This is a genomic window from Ancylobacter sp. WKF20 (assembly GCF_029760895.1).
In the GTDB taxonomy this organism is placed as follows: Bacteria; Pseudomonadota; Alphaproteobacteria; order Rhizobiales; family Xanthobacteraceae; genus Ancylobacter.
In genome coordinates this window covers 1,712,301-1,728,533 of the sequence record NZ_CP121679.1, presented here as the reverse complement: position 1 = coordinate 1,728,533, position 16,233 = coordinate 1,712,301, and the positions used below count along the sequence as shown (strand labels likewise).

The 16,233-nt window shown below is 67.7% G+C and carries 15 protein-coding genes and 1 riboswitch; of the genes, 8 read left to right on the top strand and 7 right to left on the bottom strand.

Annotation, left to right across the window (positions count from 1 at the left end; genetic code table 11):
• Positions 1-21 precede the first annotated feature (21 nt).
• The gene (locus AncyloWKF20_RS07975; RefSeq protein WP_279317339.1) at positions 22-1,236 is read left to right on the top strand and encodes an efflux RND transporter periplasmic adaptor subunit; all 1,215 of its coding nucleotides are present in this window, start codon (positions 22-24) and stop codon (positions 1,234-1,236) included.
• 17 nt (positions 1,237-1,253) lie between these two features.
• Entirely contained in the window at positions 1,254-4,427 is a 3,174-nt protein-coding gene (locus AncyloWKF20_RS07970; protein WP_279317338.1) for a multidrug efflux RND transporter permease subunit, read from the top strand.
• 61 nt (positions 4,428-4,488) lie between these two features.
• On the opposite strand, the gene AncyloWKF20_RS07965 is transcribed toward AncyloWKF20_RS07970, so the two are convergent.
• A complete protein-coding gene (locus AncyloWKF20_RS07965; protein ID WP_279317337.1) occupies positions 4,489-5,109 on the bottom strand; it encodes an XRE family transcriptional regulator in 621 nt (206 codons plus the stop codon).
• A 166-nt stretch (positions 5,110-5,275) separates the two neighbouring features.
• Here AncyloWKF20_RS07965 and AncyloWKF20_RS07960 point away from each other — a divergent pair, with 166 nt between their 5' ends.
• Positions 5,276-6,265: a threonine/serine dehydratase gene (locus AncyloWKF20_RS07960; RefSeq protein ID WP_279317336.1), complete on the top strand. Its 990-nt coding sequence runs from the start codon at positions 5,276-5,278 to the stop codon at positions 6,263-6,265.
• 3 nt (positions 6,266-6,268) lie between these two features.
• Here the strand turns inward: AncyloWKF20_RS07960 and AncyloWKF20_RS07955 are convergent, their stop codons facing one another.
• The 4 genes from AncyloWKF20_RS07955 to AncyloWKF20_RS07940 all read right to left on the bottom strand — a co-directional run bounded on the left by AncyloWKF20_RS07955 (position 6,269) and on the right by AncyloWKF20_RS07940 (position 9,893).
• Entirely contained in the window at positions 6,269-7,324 is a 1,056-nt protein-coding gene (locus AncyloWKF20_RS07955; protein WP_279317335.1) for a glycosyltransferase family 1 protein, read from the bottom strand.
• Complete coding sequence (locus tag AncyloWKF20_RS07950) at positions 7,324-8,151, bottom strand: UDP-2,3-diacylglucosamine diphosphatase (protein WP_279317334.1); 828 nt, start codon at positions 8,149-8,151, stop codon at positions 7,324-7,326. Before AncyloWKF20_RS07950 ends, AncyloWKF20_RS07955 begins: the two co-directional genes overlap by 1 nt.
• A 98-nt stretch (positions 8,152-8,249) precedes the next feature.
• The gene (locus tag AncyloWKF20_RS07945; RefSeq protein WP_279317333.1) at positions 8,250-8,867 is read right to left on the bottom strand and encodes a LysE family translocator; all 618 of its coding nucleotides are present in this window, start codon (positions 8,865-8,867) and stop codon (positions 8,250-8,252) included.
• Between the two features lie 210 nt (positions 8,868-9,077).
• The gene (locus AncyloWKF20_RS07940; protein WP_279317332.1) at positions 9,078-9,893 is read right to left on the bottom strand and encodes a universal stress protein; all 816 of its coding nucleotides are present in this window, start codon (positions 9,891-9,893) and stop codon (positions 9,078-9,080) included.
• Positions 9,894-10,166: 273 nt separating this feature from the next.
• Here AncyloWKF20_RS07940 and AncyloWKF20_RS07935 point away from each other — a divergent pair, with 273 nt between their 5' ends.
• The 3 genes from AncyloWKF20_RS07935 (at position 10,167) to AncyloWKF20_RS07925 (ending at position 12,346) form a co-directional block, all read left to right on the top strand.
• Positions 10,167-10,607 (top strand): cytochrome c, encoded by a 441-nt coding sequence (locus AncyloWKF20_RS07935; RefSeq protein WP_279317331.1) that lies wholly within the window; start codon positions 10,167-10,169, stop codon positions 10,605-10,607.
• A 2-nt stretch (positions 10,608-10,609) separates the two neighbouring features.
• Positions 10,610-11,308 (top strand): cytochrome b/b6 domain-containing protein, encoded by a 699-nt coding sequence (locus AncyloWKF20_RS07930; protein ID WP_279317329.1) that lies wholly within the window; start codon positions 10,610-10,612, stop codon positions 11,306-11,308.
• Between the two features lie 111 nt (positions 11,309-11,419).
• On the top strand, positions 11,420-12,346 hold the full coding sequence (locus AncyloWKF20_RS07925; protein ID WP_279317328.1) for a DMT family transporter: 927 nt from the start codon (positions 11,420-11,422) through the stop codon (positions 12,344-12,346).
• 11 nt (positions 12,347-12,357) lie between these two features.
• On the opposite strand, the gene AncyloWKF20_RS07920 is transcribed toward AncyloWKF20_RS07925, so the two are convergent.
• Positions 12,358-12,594 (bottom strand): Lrp/AsnC ligand binding domain-containing protein, encoded by a 237-nt coding sequence (locus tag AncyloWKF20_RS07920; RefSeq protein ID WP_267581996.1) that lies wholly within the window; start codon positions 12,592-12,594, stop codon positions 12,358-12,360.
• 155 nt (positions 12,595-12,749) lie between these two features.
• Positions 12,750-12,847, top strand: a riboswitch (TPP riboswitch).
• Between the two features lie 51 nt (positions 12,848-12,898).
• On the opposite strand from AncyloWKF20_RS07920, the gene thiD reads away from it, so the two are divergent.
• Both thiD and AncyloWKF20_RS07910 read left to right on the top strand, forming a co-directional pair.
• Complete coding sequence (gene thiD / locus AncyloWKF20_RS07915) at positions 12,899-13,717, top strand: bifunctional hydroxymethylpyrimidine kinase/phosphomethylpyrimidine kinase (protein WP_279317327.1); 819 nt, start codon at positions 12,899-12,901, stop codon at positions 13,715-13,717.
• Positions 13,718-13,818: 101 nt separating this feature from the next.
• Positions 13,819-14,940, top strand: a complete 1,122-nt coding sequence (locus AncyloWKF20_RS07910) for an MFS transporter (protein WP_279317326.1) — start codon at positions 13,819-13,821, stop codon at positions 14,938-14,940.
• Positions 14,941-14,942: 2 nt separating this feature from the next.
• On the opposite strand, the gene dgcA is transcribed toward AncyloWKF20_RS07910, so the two are convergent.
• On the bottom strand, positions 14,943-15,920 hold the full coding sequence (gene dgcA / locus AncyloWKF20_RS07905; RefSeq protein ID WP_279317325.1) for an N-acetyl-D-Glu racemase DgcA: 978 nt from the start codon (positions 15,918-15,920) through the stop codon (positions 14,943-14,945).
• Between the last annotated feature and the right edge of the window lie 313 nt (positions 15,921-16,233).

The window sequence follows — 16,233 nt, the reverse complement described above, 5'->3', positions numbered from 1 at the left end:
GATATTTTCGGAGAGATTCGTATGATTTCAGCGTCGCCGCGCTTCCCCCTTTTCGCCCTTGCGCTGGTGGGCCTCGCCCTCGCGGGATGCTCCGAGCAGAACAAGGCGCCGCAGGCCGCGCCGCAGGCGGCGCCGGTCACCGTCGCCAAGCCGACCGTGCGCAGCGTCACCGATTATGACGAGTATGTCGGCCGCTTCACGGCGGTCGATCTCGTGCAGGTCTATGCCCGCGTCTCCGGCTATCTGCAGTCGATCAACTTCACCGACGGCCAGCTGGTGAAGCAGGGCGATCTGCTGTTCACCATCGACAAGCGCCCCTTCCAGGTGGCGCTCGATCAGGCGCAGGCGAACCTTGCCAAGGCGCAGGCCGATCTCGATTTCGCGCAGGCCGACCTCCAGCGCGCCCAGACGCTGATCGAGGACCGCACCTCGACCGCCATTTCCAAGCAGACCTTCGACCAGCGCCTGCAGACCGAACGTTCGGCGCGCGCCAGTGTCACCGGCGCCGAGGCGGCGGTTCACTCCGCCCAGCTTGACCTTGAATTCACCGATCTGCGCTCGCCGGTCACCGGCCGCATCGGCGACCGCAAGGTCTCCGTTGGCAACCTCGTCACCGGCGGCGCCGGTGGCGCCAACACCAACACGCTGCTCGCCACAATCGTCTCGATCGACCCGATCTATTTCGAGTTCACCTATGACGAGGCCTCGTTCCTGCGCTACCAGCGCATGGCCAAGCAGATGGGCGAGAATGGCAAGCCGATCCCGGTCGAGCTGGGCCTGATCGACGACAAGGGCTTCCCGCACAAGGGAACGCTGAACTTCGTCGATAACCAGATCAGCACCGAGACCGGCACGATCCGTGGCCGCGCGGAATTCGCCAATGCGGACGCCACCTTCACGCCCGGCATGTTCGGCCGCATCCGCGTGCCGTCCTCCACGCCGCATGACGCTGTGCTGGTGCCGGATGTCGCCATCGGCACGGAGCAGACGCGCAAATTCGTCTATGTGATGCAGCCGGGCGACCAGCCCCAGGTGCCGCAGATGAAGTATGTGACGCTGGGTCGCCAGATCGATGGGCAGCGCATCATCAATAGCGGCCTGACCAAGGACGATCTGGTGGTGGTGAACGGCCTCGTGCGCATTCGTCCGGGCGCGCAGGTCATCGGCAAGCTCGAGCAGCCGGCTGCGCCGGCGGGCACCGGCACGGAAGCTCCCGCCGCCAAGCCTGCCAACTGAGCGGGGGAGCACCAGCCATGCGCTTCTCCCACTTCTTCATCGACCGCCCGATCTTCGCCTCGGTCATCTCGGTCGTCGTGATGATCCTCGGCGCCGTGGCCTATATCGCGCTGCCGGTCGCCCAATATCCCGACATCGCGCCCCCGGTGGTCAACGTCACCGGTCAGTATCCCGGAGCGTCGGCGGAAACGGTGGCCGATACGGTCGCCGCGCCCATCGAGCAGCAGATCAACGGCGTGGAGGGGATGCTCTACATCTCCTCCAACTCGACGGCGGACGGCCGCTTCTCCATCGCGGTCACTTTCGACATCGGCACCGATCTCGATATCGCGCAGGTGCAGGTGCAGAACCGCGTCGCCACCGCGACCCCGCGTCTTCCGCAGGAGGTGCAGCAGATCGGCGTGACCGTCGCGAAGTCCTCGCCGGACATCCTGATGGTCGTCAGTCTGTTCTCACCGGACGACTCACGCGACTCACTGTTCATCTCGAACTACGCCAATCTGCAGATCAAGGACCAACTCCAGCGTGTGCGCGGCGTCGGCTCGATCACCGTGTTCGGCTCGCGCGACTATGCGATGCAGGTCTGGCTTGACCCGCGCAAGTTGCAGGCGCTCAGCCTCACCGCCACCGACGTGACCGCCGCCCTCCAGGCCCAGAACCTCCAGGTCGCTTCCGGCGTGCTGAACGCGCCGCCGGTGGAGAAGCAGCTCGCCTTCCAGGTGGCCGTGCGCACGCTCGGTCGTCTCTCGACGCCGGAGGAGTTCGGCAACATCGTCGTGCGTGAGAGCGGCACGGCAGTTGTGCGCCTGCGGGACGTGGCGCGCATCGAGATTGCCGCGCAGGACAGCTCGTCGATTTCCTATTTCGATTCAAAGCCCTCGGTCGCGCTCGGCATCTTCCAGCTGCCGGGCTCCAACGCACTCGCCACCGGCGAGGCGATCGAGCGCGAGATCAAGGAAATCTCCAAGGGCTTCCCCTCGGGCATCACCTACTCCACGGCCTACAACCCGACGCAGTTCATCGCGGAATCGGTGCGCGCGGTGGAGCACACCATCATCGAGGCGATCGTTCTCGTCGTGATCGTGGTGGTGATCTTCCTGCAGACCTGGCGCGCGGCGATCATCCCGATCCTCGCCATTCCGGTGTCGCTGATCGGCACCTTCTTCATCATGAGCCTGTTCGGCTTCTCGCTGAACAACCTGTCGTTGTTCGGCCTCGTCCTCGCCATCGGCATCGTGGTCGACGACGCGATCGTTGTGGTGGAAAGCGTCGAGCACAACATCTCGACCGGCCTCAGCCCGCGCGACGCCGCCTACAAGACCATGGACGAGGTCGGTGGGGCGCTGGTGGCGATTTCGCTGGTGCTGGCGTCGGTGTTCATCCCGACCGCTTTCATCACCGGCATCTCCGGCGAGTTCTACCGCCAGTTCGCGCTGACCATCGCCGGCTCGACGCTGATCTCCTTGCTGGTCTCGCTGACCCTGTCGCCGGCCCTCTGCGCCCTGCTGCTCAAGCCGCACAAGGGGCCGGACCACAAGCCGGCCTGGTATGCGCGGCCGATCACCGGGTTCTTCTATTATTTCAACAAGGGCTTCAACGGGCTGTCGAGCGGCTATGGCTGGCTCACCGGCCGCCTGGTGCGGTTCGCCGTCGTCGTCCTGCTGGTTTACGTCGCCATTCTCGCCGGCGGCTTCAAGCTGTTCTCGATGACGCCGCAAGGGTTCATCCCCGCGCAGGATCGCGGCTACCTCATCGTCGCGGCGCAATTGCCTGGTGGCGCCTCGCTGGCGCGCACCAATGAGGTGATGAACCGCGCCGCCAAGGAAGTGCTGGCGACGCCCGGCGTGGCGCATGTGGTCAACATCGTCGGCTTCTCCGGTGCGACCTTCACCAACGCTCCCAATGCCGGCGCGATGTTTGTCATTCTCGGCCCGGCGGCCGAGCGCGCGCAGCATCAGGGCCAGTCGGCCCCGGCGATCCAGGGCCAGCTCTTCGGCAAGCTCGCCTCGATCCAGGAAGCCTTTATGATCGTCGTCATGCCGCCGCCCGTGCAGGGCATCGGCAATGCCGGCGGCTACCGCATGATGATCGAGGATCGCGGCGGGCGCGGCTATGGCGCGCTTCAGGGCGCGGTCTATGCGATGATGGGCCGGGCCAACCAGACGCCGGGTCTCCGGCAGGTCTACTCGCTGTTCGAGACCTCGACGCCGCAGCTCTTCCTCGACATCGACCGCACCAAGGCGCAGCTCCTTGGCGTGAACATGGCCGATGTGTTCTCGACGCTGCAGACCTATATCGGCTCAAGCTATGTCAACGATTTCAACCTCTTTGGCCGCACCTACCGGGTGCAGGCGCAGGCCGACGCGCCCTACCGCCTGACGCCGGAGGACGTGCTGCAATTGCGGGTGAAGAACGCCAGTGGCCAGACGGTGCCGCTCGGCTCCTTCACCACGGTGCAGGACATTTCCGGCCCCTACCGCGTGCCGCGCTACAACCTCTACCCGTCGGCGGAGCTTGACGGCGACGTGGCGGGGATCTCGCAGGGGCAGGCGATCCAGCTCATGCAGCAGATCGCCACCGAGACGCTGCCGGACGGCTTCGCCTTTGAGTGGACGGCGCTGGCCTATCAGCAGGTGCGCGCGGGCAACACGGCGATCTTCGCCTTTGCGCTCGGCGTGGTATTCGTCTTCCTCGTGCTAGCGGCGCAGTATGAAAGCCTGACCTTGCCACTGGCGGTCATCCTCATCGTCCCGATGTGTCTGATCGCGGCGGTGGTGGGCATTCTCTTGCGCGGCCAGGACAACAACATCCTCAGTCAGGTCGGCTTCATCGTCCTGATCGGCCTTGCGGCGAAGAACGCGATCCTGATCGTCGAATTCGCCAAGCAGCTCGAGGACCAGGGCGAGGACCGCTTCAGTGCTGCGACCCATGCGGCGCAGCTGCGTCTGCGTCCGATCATCATGACCTCGCTCGCCTTCATCCTGGGCGTGGTGCCGCTGGTGTGGGCGACGGGCGCGGGCGCGGAGCTGCGTCAGGCGCTCGGCACGGCGGTGTTCTCTGGCATGATCGGCGTGACCTTCTTCGGCCTGCTGTTCACCCCGACCTTCTATGTCGTCAGCCGCTGGATCGCGGGCTTCGGCGAGCGGCGGCGGGAGCGGGCGCGCGAGGCGGCGTCGACGACGCCGCACTGAGGCCGACAGGAAACAAAAAAGGCGCCCTGCGGGGCGCCTTTTTCTTTGCAATATCAATGGCTCAATCGAGCACGGCGGCTTTCAGCAGGCAGACCATGGTCGCCTGGGCCGGTTCCGTCCCGAGGTTGCGGATGACATGCCGCCGGTCGCAGCGATAGCGCAGCGTCTCGCCGGCGCGCGCCACTTCGGTGACATCCGCGCATTCCACCTGCAACTCGCCGGAGAGCACCGACAGGCACTCGATGGAACCGCGCTGGTGACCGTCCGAGATCAGCTCGCCACCCGGCTCGGCGAAGAAGTCGAACCATTGCAGCCACTCCACCGTCTTGATCCAGCCGGTGATGGTGAGGCGGCACTTGCCGTCTTCCGAGACCAGAATCGGCGTGTCAGCGCGCGTCAGGTGCTCGACGAAGGGTTCATCGTCGGTGGCGGCCATGAAACGGTCGATCGACACGTCCAGCGCCTGAGACAGCCGCCAGACCGTGGCCAGCGTCGGGTTGGTCTCGTTGCGCTCGATCTGGCTGATGATCGACTTGGCGACGCCCGACTGCTCGGAAAGCTCCGACAGCGAGAGGTTATAGGCCTTGCGCAGGCGCTGGATGGTGCGGCCGAGCTGGCCGGTGATCGCCTGCGCGCCGGCTTCCATGCCGCTGCGATCGAGACTGCGTGTGCGGCCGGACATGCTCTCTCAGTTCCCCCGTTGAGACGGAAATCTAGGGTGCCCGGCCCATCCGGCGCAACCGTGGCCGGCATTTGCCGGGCCGTTGTCCCGGACTGTGTGCAATGCGGCAACGCCTTGTCGGTAAAAGGGGGATGCGAAGCGCGGCGCGCCGCATTAAACTCGCCGCATGACGCACGCCAACGCTCTCCCCACCATTGACGACATCCTTTCCGCCGCCGAGCGCCTGGCCCCGGTGGCCGTGCGCACGCCGCTGATCAGCTCGGCCAAGCTGGACGAACTGACCGGCGGACGGGTGTTCCTGAAGCCGGAGCCGCTCCAGCGTACCGGCTCGTTCAAATTCCGGGGCGCCTATAATCGGATCTCGCGCCTTGGCGCGGAGCAGCGGGTCGGCGGTGTCGTCGCCTGTTCCTCGGGCAACCACGCGCAGGGCGTGGCGGCGGCGGCCACGCTGATGGGGATGCCGTCTGTCATCGTCATGCCGAAAGACGCGCCGGCCATGAAGAAGGCGCGGACCATCGCCTTCGGCGGCGAGGTGGTCGAGTATGACCGCGAGACCGACGACCGTGACGCCATTGCTGGGGCCATCGCCCGTGAGCGCGGGGCGGTCTTCGTGCCGCCCTATGACGATTTCTACATCATCGCCGGGCAGGGCACGGTGGGGCTGGAGATCGCGCAGGATCTCGCCGCGCAGGGCTTGGCCCCCGATGTGGTGATCGCCAATGCCTCCGGCGGCGGGCTGGTTTCCGGTATCGCGCTGGCGGTGAAGGACCGTTTCCCCGAGGCGCGGGTGATGACGGCTGAGCCGGCCGGCTTTGACGATCACGCGCGCTCCTTCCGTTCCGGGGGGCGCGAGCGCAATAACCGCGTCAGCGGTTCGATTTGCGACGCCCTGATGGCGGCGACGCCGGGCAAGCTAACCTTCGAGATTTCCTCGCGAATCGTCGGTGAGGGCGTGTCCGCGACCGATGAGGAGGTGGCGCGTGCCGTCGCCTTCGCCTTTGAGGAACTGAAGATCGTCGTCGAGCCAGGCGGCGCCGTGGCGCTGGCGGCGGTGCTGGCGGGCAAGGTGGACCTCGCCGGCAAGACGGCGGCGATCGTGCTCTCCGGCGGCAATGTGGACGCGACGGTGTTCGCCCGCTGCCTCGCGGCGGCGTGAGGTTCAGCCGGCGGCCTTGAGGCGGGCGAAGCGATCCTGCGCGGTCTGTATGTTGGTAAGGAATTGCTGCGTGCAGGCGCGCCAGGAATAGCGCAGCGCATAGGCGCGGGCATTGTCGCGCGACACCTCTAGGGCGGCCACGGCGGCGCGACGCAGATCTGTGTCGAGCACGCCGGCGGGCGCGTCCTTCGGGGCCTCGCCGATGACGTCCATCGGGCCGGTGACGGGGAAGGCGGCGACCGGCAGGCCGCTGGCGAGGGCTTCCAGCAGCACGATTCCGAAAGTGTCGGTGAGGCTCGGGAAAACAAAAACATCGGCCGCCGCATAGATGCGGGCGAGCGCCTCGCCTTCCTTCAGCCCGAGGAAATGCGCGTCCGGATGCTTGGCCTCAAGCTCGGCCCGCGCGGGGCCGTCGCCGACCACTACCTTCGATCCGGGAAGGTCCAAGTCCAGGAACGCGCTTATGTTTTTCTCTACCGCCACGCGGCCGACGGAGAGGAAGATCGGCCGCGGCAGGCTGGCGACAAAGGCGTCCTGCTCCGCTGGCGGGCGGGGGCGAAACTGTGTGGAATCAACGCCGCGCGACCAGCGCATTATGTTGTGGAAACCGCGTCCGTGCAGCTCACGCTCCAGCGTCGCGGTGGAGACCATGATTCCCGCGCCGGCATTGTGAAATCGGCGCAGCCAAGCATAGGACAGCGCCTGCGGCACTGGCGCGCGGGCGGCGAGATATTCGGGGAAACGGGTGTGGTAGCTCGTCGTGAAGGTTCTGCCACGCGACAGGCAGACCCGGCGGGCGAGGAGACCGATGGGGCCTTCGGTGGCGATGTGGACGAAGTCGGCGCCGATCTCGTCCATGCGGCGGGCCACCATGGCGCGCGTCGCCAGCGCCAGGCGGATCTCCGGGTAGGTCGGCATGGGCAGGGTGCGGAAATCGCCGGGCGTCAGAAATGCGATATGCGCGCCAAGGCCTTCCGCTTCACGGGCGGTGTTCTGAAGCGAGCGCACCACGCCGTTGACTTGCGGTGTCCAGGCGTCGGTGGCGATCAGGATGCGCATCAGGCGGCGACTTTCGGCCTTTCGAGAAGCAGCGGGGCGATCGTCTTGGCGCGGGTCTCGCGCGCCCAGTCGATCAATTCAAACCGGCCGTCCATGTGTTCGACGATGGCGGTGCAGCTTTCCACCCAGTCGCCGCAGTTCAGGTAGGATACACCAAAGTTGTCGTGCATGATGGCGTGGTGGATATGCCCGCAGATCACGCCATCAACCTTGTGGCGGCGGGCTTCCACGGCGACGGCCTCCTCGAAGCGGCCGATGAAGTTCACCGCGTTCTTGACCTTGAGCTTGGCCCACTGGCTGAGCGACCAGTAGGGGAAGCCGAGCTTGCGCCGCATCCAGTTAACATGCGTGTTCATCCCAAGAGCGAAACTGTAGGCGCCGTCGCCGAGGAAGGCGAGCCATTTGGCGTGGCGCACCACCACGTCAAACACGTCGCCATGGATGACGAGGTAGCGCTTGCCGTCAGCCGCCTCGTGGATCGCGGTCTCCACGACCTCAATGCCGCCGAAGTGGCTGCCATAATAGTCGCGCAGGAATTCGTCATGGTTTCCCGGCAGATAGACCATGCGCGCGCCCTTGCGGCCCTTGCGCAGCAGCTTCTGCACCACGTCGTTATGGGCCTGCGGCCAGTACCAGCCGGAGCGCAGGCGCCAGCCATCGACGATGTCGCCGACCAGATAGATGGTCTCGGCGTCGTGATATTTCAGGAAGTCCAGCAGCAAATCCGCTTGGCAACCCTTGGTGCCCAAATGGACGTCTGACAGGAACAGGCTGCGATAATGGCGCTCTTCGGGTGCGTCGGTCACCTCGAAAGCCCTCCCCGGCATGCCCAAAGCGGGCTTTGCGATGGCTTCATGACGGGGAGATAAGCCTGAATCGCATCACCGTTTTATGACGCGGGGGCAGGTGATGCTGCGGTGCAGCGTCAGAGGAACAGCATGACCACGCTCGCCGCGACCAGCGCGGCCATGACGTAATTGACGATGCGCTGCTGGCGCGGGGTGGAGAGAAGCCGGGCGAGCAGGGCGCCGAAGCCGGCCCAGACGCAGAGCGCCGGCAAGGTGACGATGGCGGAAACACCAGCCAATACAAGGATTTCCGCCACGATGCGGTCGCCGCCGACGGTGGTGAAGGCCGGCACCATGGAGAGGGCGATGGTCCACGCCTTGGGGTTAACCCATTGAAAAAGCGCGGCTTGCAGGCTGGTCATCGGTTTTTCGATGGCGGTGCCGCCGGTCGTGCCGCCAGCATTGGCGATCTTCCAGGCGAGGAACAGCAGATAGACCGACCCGATGACCTTAAGCGCCTGATGCGCATAGGGAATCGACAGGAACAGGGCGCCGAGGCCGAAGCCGACCGCCATCACCATCAGCGCGAAACCGAAGGTGACGCCCCAGATCTGCGGCAGGGTGCGCCGGAAGCCGAAGGCGGCGCCCGAGCCGGCGGAAATCATGTTGTTCGGCCCGGGGGTTAGCGCCCCCGCTATGGCGAAGAGGAACAGCGGGACGAGATGGGTGGTGGCCATGGGGTCGGCACTGGGCACGGGACGCTCCTATTGGTCAGTTATGCTGACCTTTCTTGCCAGTAAGCGCCCGTTTCAACGCCGGCGCAACCCGAAAACAACGCGCGCCCGCACCACGAAAAACGGCCGGATTATACATCCGGCCGTCGTGTATTGTCAGTGCAGTCAGGTGGACGATCAGGCCAATGAGACCAGTGTGCGTGACCGATCAGGCCGATCAGGCGCGATGCCTCAATGGGCGATGAAGAGCGGCACCGGCGGGTTGGCGAGCAGCGAGGCGGTGACGCCGCCGAGAATCATCTCGGCGAAGCGCGAGCGGCTATAGGCGCCCATCACCACGAGGTCGGCGCCGAAGCGGTCGATCTCCCGGCCGAGCGCCACGGTCGCCGCGCCATCGCCGACATGGACGTGGCGGGCGTTCACGCCATGGGTCTTGAGATAGGCGGTGAGCTGGGCGCCGGAGGCTTCCACCGTATTGCCGCCCTCGGCGATGGTGACGACTTCGACCTGGTCGGCGGTGGCGAGCAGGGGCAGGGCGAAGCGCACGGCGTGGCCGGCCTCGCGCGAGGGCTTCCATGCCACCAGCACCTTGCCGATGCGGGCCGGCACCGGCTTGCCGGTCGGCACCACCGCGACAGGGCCGTTGCAGGCGAGCGCCAGATGCTCGGGCAGGGTGGCGGCGAGCTGGTCGTCCACCGTGCCATAGGGGGTCTCGCTGACCACGGTGAGATCGGAGAAGCTGACGGCATCGCGCAGCGCCGAGGTGACGTCGCCCTCGATCACCTCCCATGTGCCGGTGACGCCGCCGGCGGCCAGCGCCTGCTCATACTGCGCCTTGAGGGTCGGCTCCTTGCCCTTGGCCTCGTTGACCAGCTCATTGACATAGATCGACAGCGCCCGGCCCACGCGCGGCACCCCGGTCGGGTAGAGCGTGTAGACCGTGCGGATGGCGGCGCCCGCCTGCTTGGCAAGGGCGACGGCGAAGGCGAGCCGATCGGTGAAGCCGGTATCGGCGGAAGCGTGCAGGAGAATGGTGCGGATGGCCATGGCGTGTCCCTTTCGATGGGGCGGATCGAAGCCGTTCGGCTGTTCTTGCGCGGTGACCTTAGGTGAAGTGGGGCGCCGGAAAATCGGGAAAACCCCCATGGGTAACCGCTATTATGCCAGCCGCCGCCAGCGCCCCTGACGCCACGGGGGATGGCCTGCCGCTGCGGGATCACGTCCCCGCGAGCCAGCCTTTGGACTGATTGTCACAGTCTGGAGCCTTACTAAGGTGTGGGCGGGGAGTCGGGTCTCGGCTCCGTCTCAAGGGGAGCCTTCATGAATCGTCGTCTTCTGGCCTGCGCCGCCGCCGTCACTGCCCTTTTTGCCGGAACCGCCGTGATGGCGCAGTCCGATGTCATCAAGCAGCGCCAGGCGATCCTGAAGGGGTTCGGCGACGTGACCAAGCCGGTCGGCGGTATGCTGCGCGGTAATGCGGCGTTCGATCTTGCCACGGTGCAGAAGGCGCTCGACGCCTATGCCAAGGGCGGCAAGGAGCTGCCGGCGCTGTTCCCCGCCGGTTCCGGCACCGGCGACACCGGCGCGCTGCCGGCGGTCTGGCAGGATCAGGCGAAGTTCGATGGCCTGTTCGCCAAGCTCGCCTCCGACGCCACGGCCGCCCGCGCCGCCATCACCGATGAAGCCAGCTTCAAGGCGAACTTTCCCGGCGTGATCCGCACCTGCGGCACCTGCCATGACAGCTTCCGCAAGAAGAGCTGAGCGTGCGGGCTGACACGGCTGCTGGCACGGTGCTCGCCTGGGATCTGCCGACGCGGCTGGCCAAATGGCTGCTGGTCGCGCTGGTGGGGCTCGCCTTCGCCAGCAAATATTACGGCGATGCCGGGCTGGTCTGGCACCAGTGGAACGGGCTGAGCATCCTCGTCCTGCTGGTGTTCCGCCTGCTCTGGGGCGTGGTCGGCGGGAGCACGGCGCGCTTTGCCAGCTTCGTGCGCGGGCCGCGCGCCGTGGCGGGCTATGTACGGGGGCTGCTGCGCGGGCATCCGCCGCATTATCTCGGCCACAACCCGGTCGGCGCGCTGGTCATTCTCGGGCTGATCGGCCTTGTGGGCGCGCAGGCGCTCACCGGGCTGTTCACCACCGACGACATCATCGTCTATGGCCCGATGACGCCGGTGGTGAGCGATGAAACGATGGCGCGGGCCTCCGCCCTGCATCAGCAGATTTACCCGTTCCTGCTGGGGCTCATTGGCCTGCATGTGGTTGCCAACATCGCCTATTCGCTGGTCGGGCGGGATAATCTGATCCGCGCCATGGTCACCGGCCGCAAGCCGGCGGCGGGCTTCGTCGACCGCGCGCCGGCGACGCCGGGCTCGGTGCTCGCCGCGCTCGCTTGCCTCGTGCTGGCGGCGGGCATCGTGTTTGGCGGTATCGCGCTGGCGGGCGGGAATCCCTTCCCTTAAGGCGACCGTCCGCCCCGGCGCGCGAGCCGGGGCGGCCTTCACGCAAAAGTCGTCGCGCCGCTCGCTCGGCCCGGCTTGCGGGCTCCGGCGGACTCGTGCTCCAAGCGCGCCATGAACGCGCTCAAGGGGATCGCGCTGCAGATCGGCGCGACCTTCCTCTTCACCATCATGTCCGCTCTCGTGCGCATCGTCTCGGCCCATGTGCCGACCGGCGAGGTGGTGTTCGCGCGCTCGTTCTTCGCGCTCATTCCGCTGTTGATCCTGCTCGCCTGGCGCCGTGAGATCGGCGCCGCCATCCGCACGGCCCACCCGCTCGGCCATATCGTGCGCGGTACGGTGGGCGTCGGCTCGATGTCGCTGGGCTTTGCCGCGCTGGCGCTGATTCCGCTCGCCGACGCCACCGCCATCGGCTTCACCGCGCCGTTGCTCACGGTGATCTTCGCGGCGATCTTCCTGCGTGAGCGGGTGCAGGCCTATCGCTGGGCGGCGGTGATGGTCGGGCTGGTGGGCGTGGTCATCATGCTCTGGCCGCATATGGCGGGCGATTACGACTCGCCGGGCCACAAGCTCGGCGCGCTGCTCGCGCTGATCGCCGCCGGCTTCACCGCCGGGGCGATGATCCAGGTGCGGCGGCTGACGCAGACCGAGACCACGCCGGCCATCGTGTTCTATTTCCAGGCGCTGGCGGCGGTGGCGGGGCTCGCGACGTCCGCCTGGGGCTGGGTGGTGCCGACGCCGGGCGAGGCGGCGCTCCTGGTCAGCACCGGGCTGGTCGGCGGGGTCGGGCAGATCCTGCTCACCGAGAGCTATCGCTACGCGCCGGCCTCGGTGGTGGCGCCGTTCAGCTATTCGGCGATGCTGTGGTCGCTGCTGCTCGGCTTCATCCTGTTCGCCGAGGTGCCCCCGCTCATGGTGCTGGCGGGCGGCACCATCGTCATCGGCGCCGGTCTGTTCGTCATCTGGCGCGAGCGCCAGCTCGGCATCGACCGGGCGAAGGAGGACGCGGCGGCGACGCCCCCGGCGGGGCCCGCGCCGTAAGCCGCCGCGGCTCAGAACGCCTTGAAGGTGATGAGGGTGCGGGTGTCCTGGATGCCGGGAATCTTCTGCACCTTCTCGTTCACGAAATGGCCGATATCGGTGCCCTCGGCGACGTAGAACTTCACCAGCAGGTCGAACTCCCCGGCGGTGGAATAGATCTCGGAGGCGATCTCGGCATCGGCGAGGGCGTTGGCGACCTCATAGGAGCGCCCGAGCTGGCATTTGATCTGCACGAAGAAGGGGACCATGGCGGCTTTCCGGCGGTTCAGTCGATGCCGCACAGGACCAGAAGCCCGGCGGGCGCGCAACCCCGCTCGATGGTGTCCCGCGTGCATCCCCCGCTTGCATCCCGCTTGCATCCCGCTTGCACCCGCCCGCGCCATCGCCTATCTGCCGGACACGACAAGAACCGTTGGGGTGCCCGAAGGGCTGAGAGGCGACGAGCCAACCCACGAACCTGATCCGGGTCATGCCGGCGGAGGAAACGGGTCGCGCGCGCTCCGCCAGCGGGGCGCGCGGCGCGTTTCGTCGCCCGGCAAAGGAAGCGCGAGAATGACGCCAGCAGCAGCGCCCACCACCGCCATCGCCGTGACCATTGCCGGCTCCGATTCCGGCGGCGGCGCGGGAATCCAGGCCGATCTCAAGACGTTTTCCGCGCTCGGCGTCTATGGCGCCTCGGTCATCACCGCGCTGACCGCGCAGAACACGCGCGGCGTCACCGCCATTCATGACGTGCCGCCGGATTTTCTTGCCGCGCAGATCGACGCGGTGTTCTCCGATCTCGCGGTGAACGCGGTGAAGATCGGCATGTTGTCGCGCCCCGAGGTGATCGAGGCGGTGGCGGCGGGGTTGGAGCGGCACGGGCAGGAGATGGTGGTGCTCGATCCGGTGATGATCGCCGCCTCGGGCGACCGGCTGCTGGTGCCGGAGGCGATCGAGAGCCTGCGCCGCGTGCTGCTGCCGCGCGCGCTGCTGATCACCCCGAACCTGCCGGAAGCCGCCGCGCTGCTCGACGCGCCGGTGGCGACGCTGCTCAGCGAAGTGCGGGCGCAGGCGCAGACGCTGCTGGCGATGGGCCCGCGCGCCGTGCTCATCAAGGGCGGCCATGGCGAGGGGCCGGAGAGCGTCGACGTGCTGCTCGATGCGGATGGGTTCGTGGAACTGGCGGCGCCGCGCGTCGCCACCCGCAACACCCATGGCACGGGCTGCACGCTCTCCTCCGCCATCACCGCGCATCTGGCCAAGGGCCATTCGCTGCGCGAGGCGGTGGAAGGGGCGAAGGCGTATCTCACCGCCGCCATCGGCCGGGCGGATGATCTCACCATCGGCGAGGGCCACGGGCCGGTGCATCATTTCCACGCCTGGTGGTGAGTGAGAGGGTGAGGGGCGGGCCGGGCTCGTAAGGCAGACCTCGTCACCGTCGGGCCGGGCTGCTATCGAGGCGGCATCGCCTCTCCCCCGAGTCCCCGCGCGTGCTTGTCCTCGCCCCCCGCATCGCCATTCCCGTCGCCTATGCCGGGCTGTTCTTCGGCATCGGCGTCTACATCCCCTTCTTCCCGATCTGGTTGCAGGGGCGGGGCTTCGATGCCGGGCTGATCGCGCTGACGCTCGCCGTGCCCTTCGGCATCCGCCTCTTCACCATGCCGCTCGGCGGGCTGGTGGCGGACCGCAGCGGGCGCCCGCGCGCGACGCTGGTGGTCTATGGGCTGATGACCGCGCTCGCCTTCTGCGCGGTGGCGCTGGCGCCCGGCACCGGGCTGATGCTGGTCGCCCTCGCCATCGCCGCCTCCTTCTGGCAGCCGAGCCTGCCGGTGCTCGACGCCTATGCGGTGGCGCGGCGGGCGGAGGGGCTGATCGATTATGGCCGCGTGCGGCTCTGGGGCTCGCTCGCCTTCATCGCTGGCAATTTCGCCGGGGGCTTCCTGCTGCCGCATCTGCCAAAGGACGCGACCGTCTGGCTCATCGTCGCCGGCAGTCTCGTCGCCGCGCTGGCGGCGCTGACGCTGGAGGAGATGAAGCTGCCGGAACGGACAGTGCGCGCGGGCTTTCCCCGGATCTCGCTGGCGCTGGGCCTCGCCATCGGCGCGGCGGCGCTGGTGCAGGCCTCGCACGCGACGCTCTACGCCTTCGCCTCGATCAACTGGCGGGCGGCGGGGCTCAGCGATTCCGCGGTGGGGCTGATGTGGTCGATCGGCGTCATCGCCGAAGTCGCGCTGTTCCATGTCGGTACGCGGGTGACGCAGCGCCTCGGACCGGAAAAGCTGCTGCTGATCGGCGGGCTCGCTGGCGTGCTGCGCTTCGGCGCGATGGGGATGGACCCGCCCGATGCGCTGCTGCCGGTGCTCCAGCTGCTGCACGCGGCGACCTTCGGCTGCACCTATCTCGGCACGGTGGAAATGGTCGCCCGCCACGCGCCGGAGGGGCGGGGCGCCGCCGTGCAGGCGCTCGCCGCCTGGGCGACGACCATTGCCATGGCGCTGGCGACGCTGGCCGCCGGCCCGCTCTGGCAGGCCTTTGGCGGGCACGCCTTCCTGTTGTCCGCCCTGCTGGCGGGGCTGGGCGCCGGCATTGCGGGCCTGCTGCGCGTGCGCTGACCTCAGCCCCAGAGCGCGGGATCGGCCGGGAAGACGCGGCTGCCCTCATAGACGAGAGCCGGCGTGCGGTCTTTCGCCAGCAGGAGCGGCCCGTCGAGATCGACGACCTCCGCCATGCCCGCCAGCAGCAGCGCCGGGGCCATGGAGAGCGAGGTCGCGACCATGCAGCCAACCATGATCGACAGCCCCGACATCTGTGCCGCCCGGGCCAGCGCCAGCGCCTCGGTCAGCCCGCCGGTCTTGTCCAGCTTGATATTGAGCGCGTCATAGCGGCCGATCAGATCGGGCAGCGTGTCGCGCCCATGCGCGCTCTCATCGGCGCAGACCGGGACGGGGCGGGTGATGAAGGACAGCAGGGCATCGTCGGCGGCGGGCAGCGGCTGCTCCACCAGTTCGACGCCGGCCTCCGCGCAGGCGGCGAGGTTGGCCGCGAGGTTGCCGGCGTTCCATCCCTCATTGGCATCGACGATGAGGCGCGTCCGCGGCACGGCGCGGCGAATGGCGGCGAGGCGCGCGGCGTCGCCCTCCGCGCCGAGCTTGAGTTTCAGCAGCGCGTGCCCGCTGGCGGCGGCAGCTTCCGCCATCGCCTCCGGCGTGCCGAGGCTGAGCGTATAGGCGGTGACGACGGGACCGGGGGCAGGCAGGCCAGCGATCGCATGCACGCGCGTGCCGCTGCGCTTGGCCTCCAGATCCCACAGCGCGCAGTCGAGCGCGTTGCGCGCCGCGCCGGGGGGCAGGATGTACTGCAGCGCATGGCGGTCGGCCCCGGCCTCGATGGCGCGGCGGGCGCTTTCAATGGCCTCGGTGACGCCCTCCACGCTCTCGCCATAGCGCGCATAAGGCACGCATTCGCCACGTCCAAGCGCCACCCCGTCGCGTATCTCCACCGCGACCACGACGGCCTCGGTCTTCGAGCCGCGCGCGATGGTGAAGCTGCCACGGATGGGAAAGCGTTCAACGGCGAGGGACAGCGTGGGCATGGGGCGTCAACCGGTGGGGACGGAACGAATCGCTCAGTCCACTCTAGGCGCCCGCCCGCGGCTCTGGCGAGACCGGCCATCGCCGCGACGGAGGCGCGCCGGCCCTCGACGCCCACTCGACGCCCATGTTGGCGGGTCTCCGAGGGGGTGTGGCGGGGCCGGTGGTACGTCCTTGCGTCACAGGGAAAGCACAGTTTTCAAGCTAGAACGATTTGGCATCATCAAGATACCCGTGGAAAGCCCAGGCGCCTCGACAGAGCATGAGCCGCACGGCTATGAAGCAAAAGCGCAAATTGCGCGTGGCCCGGCCGCG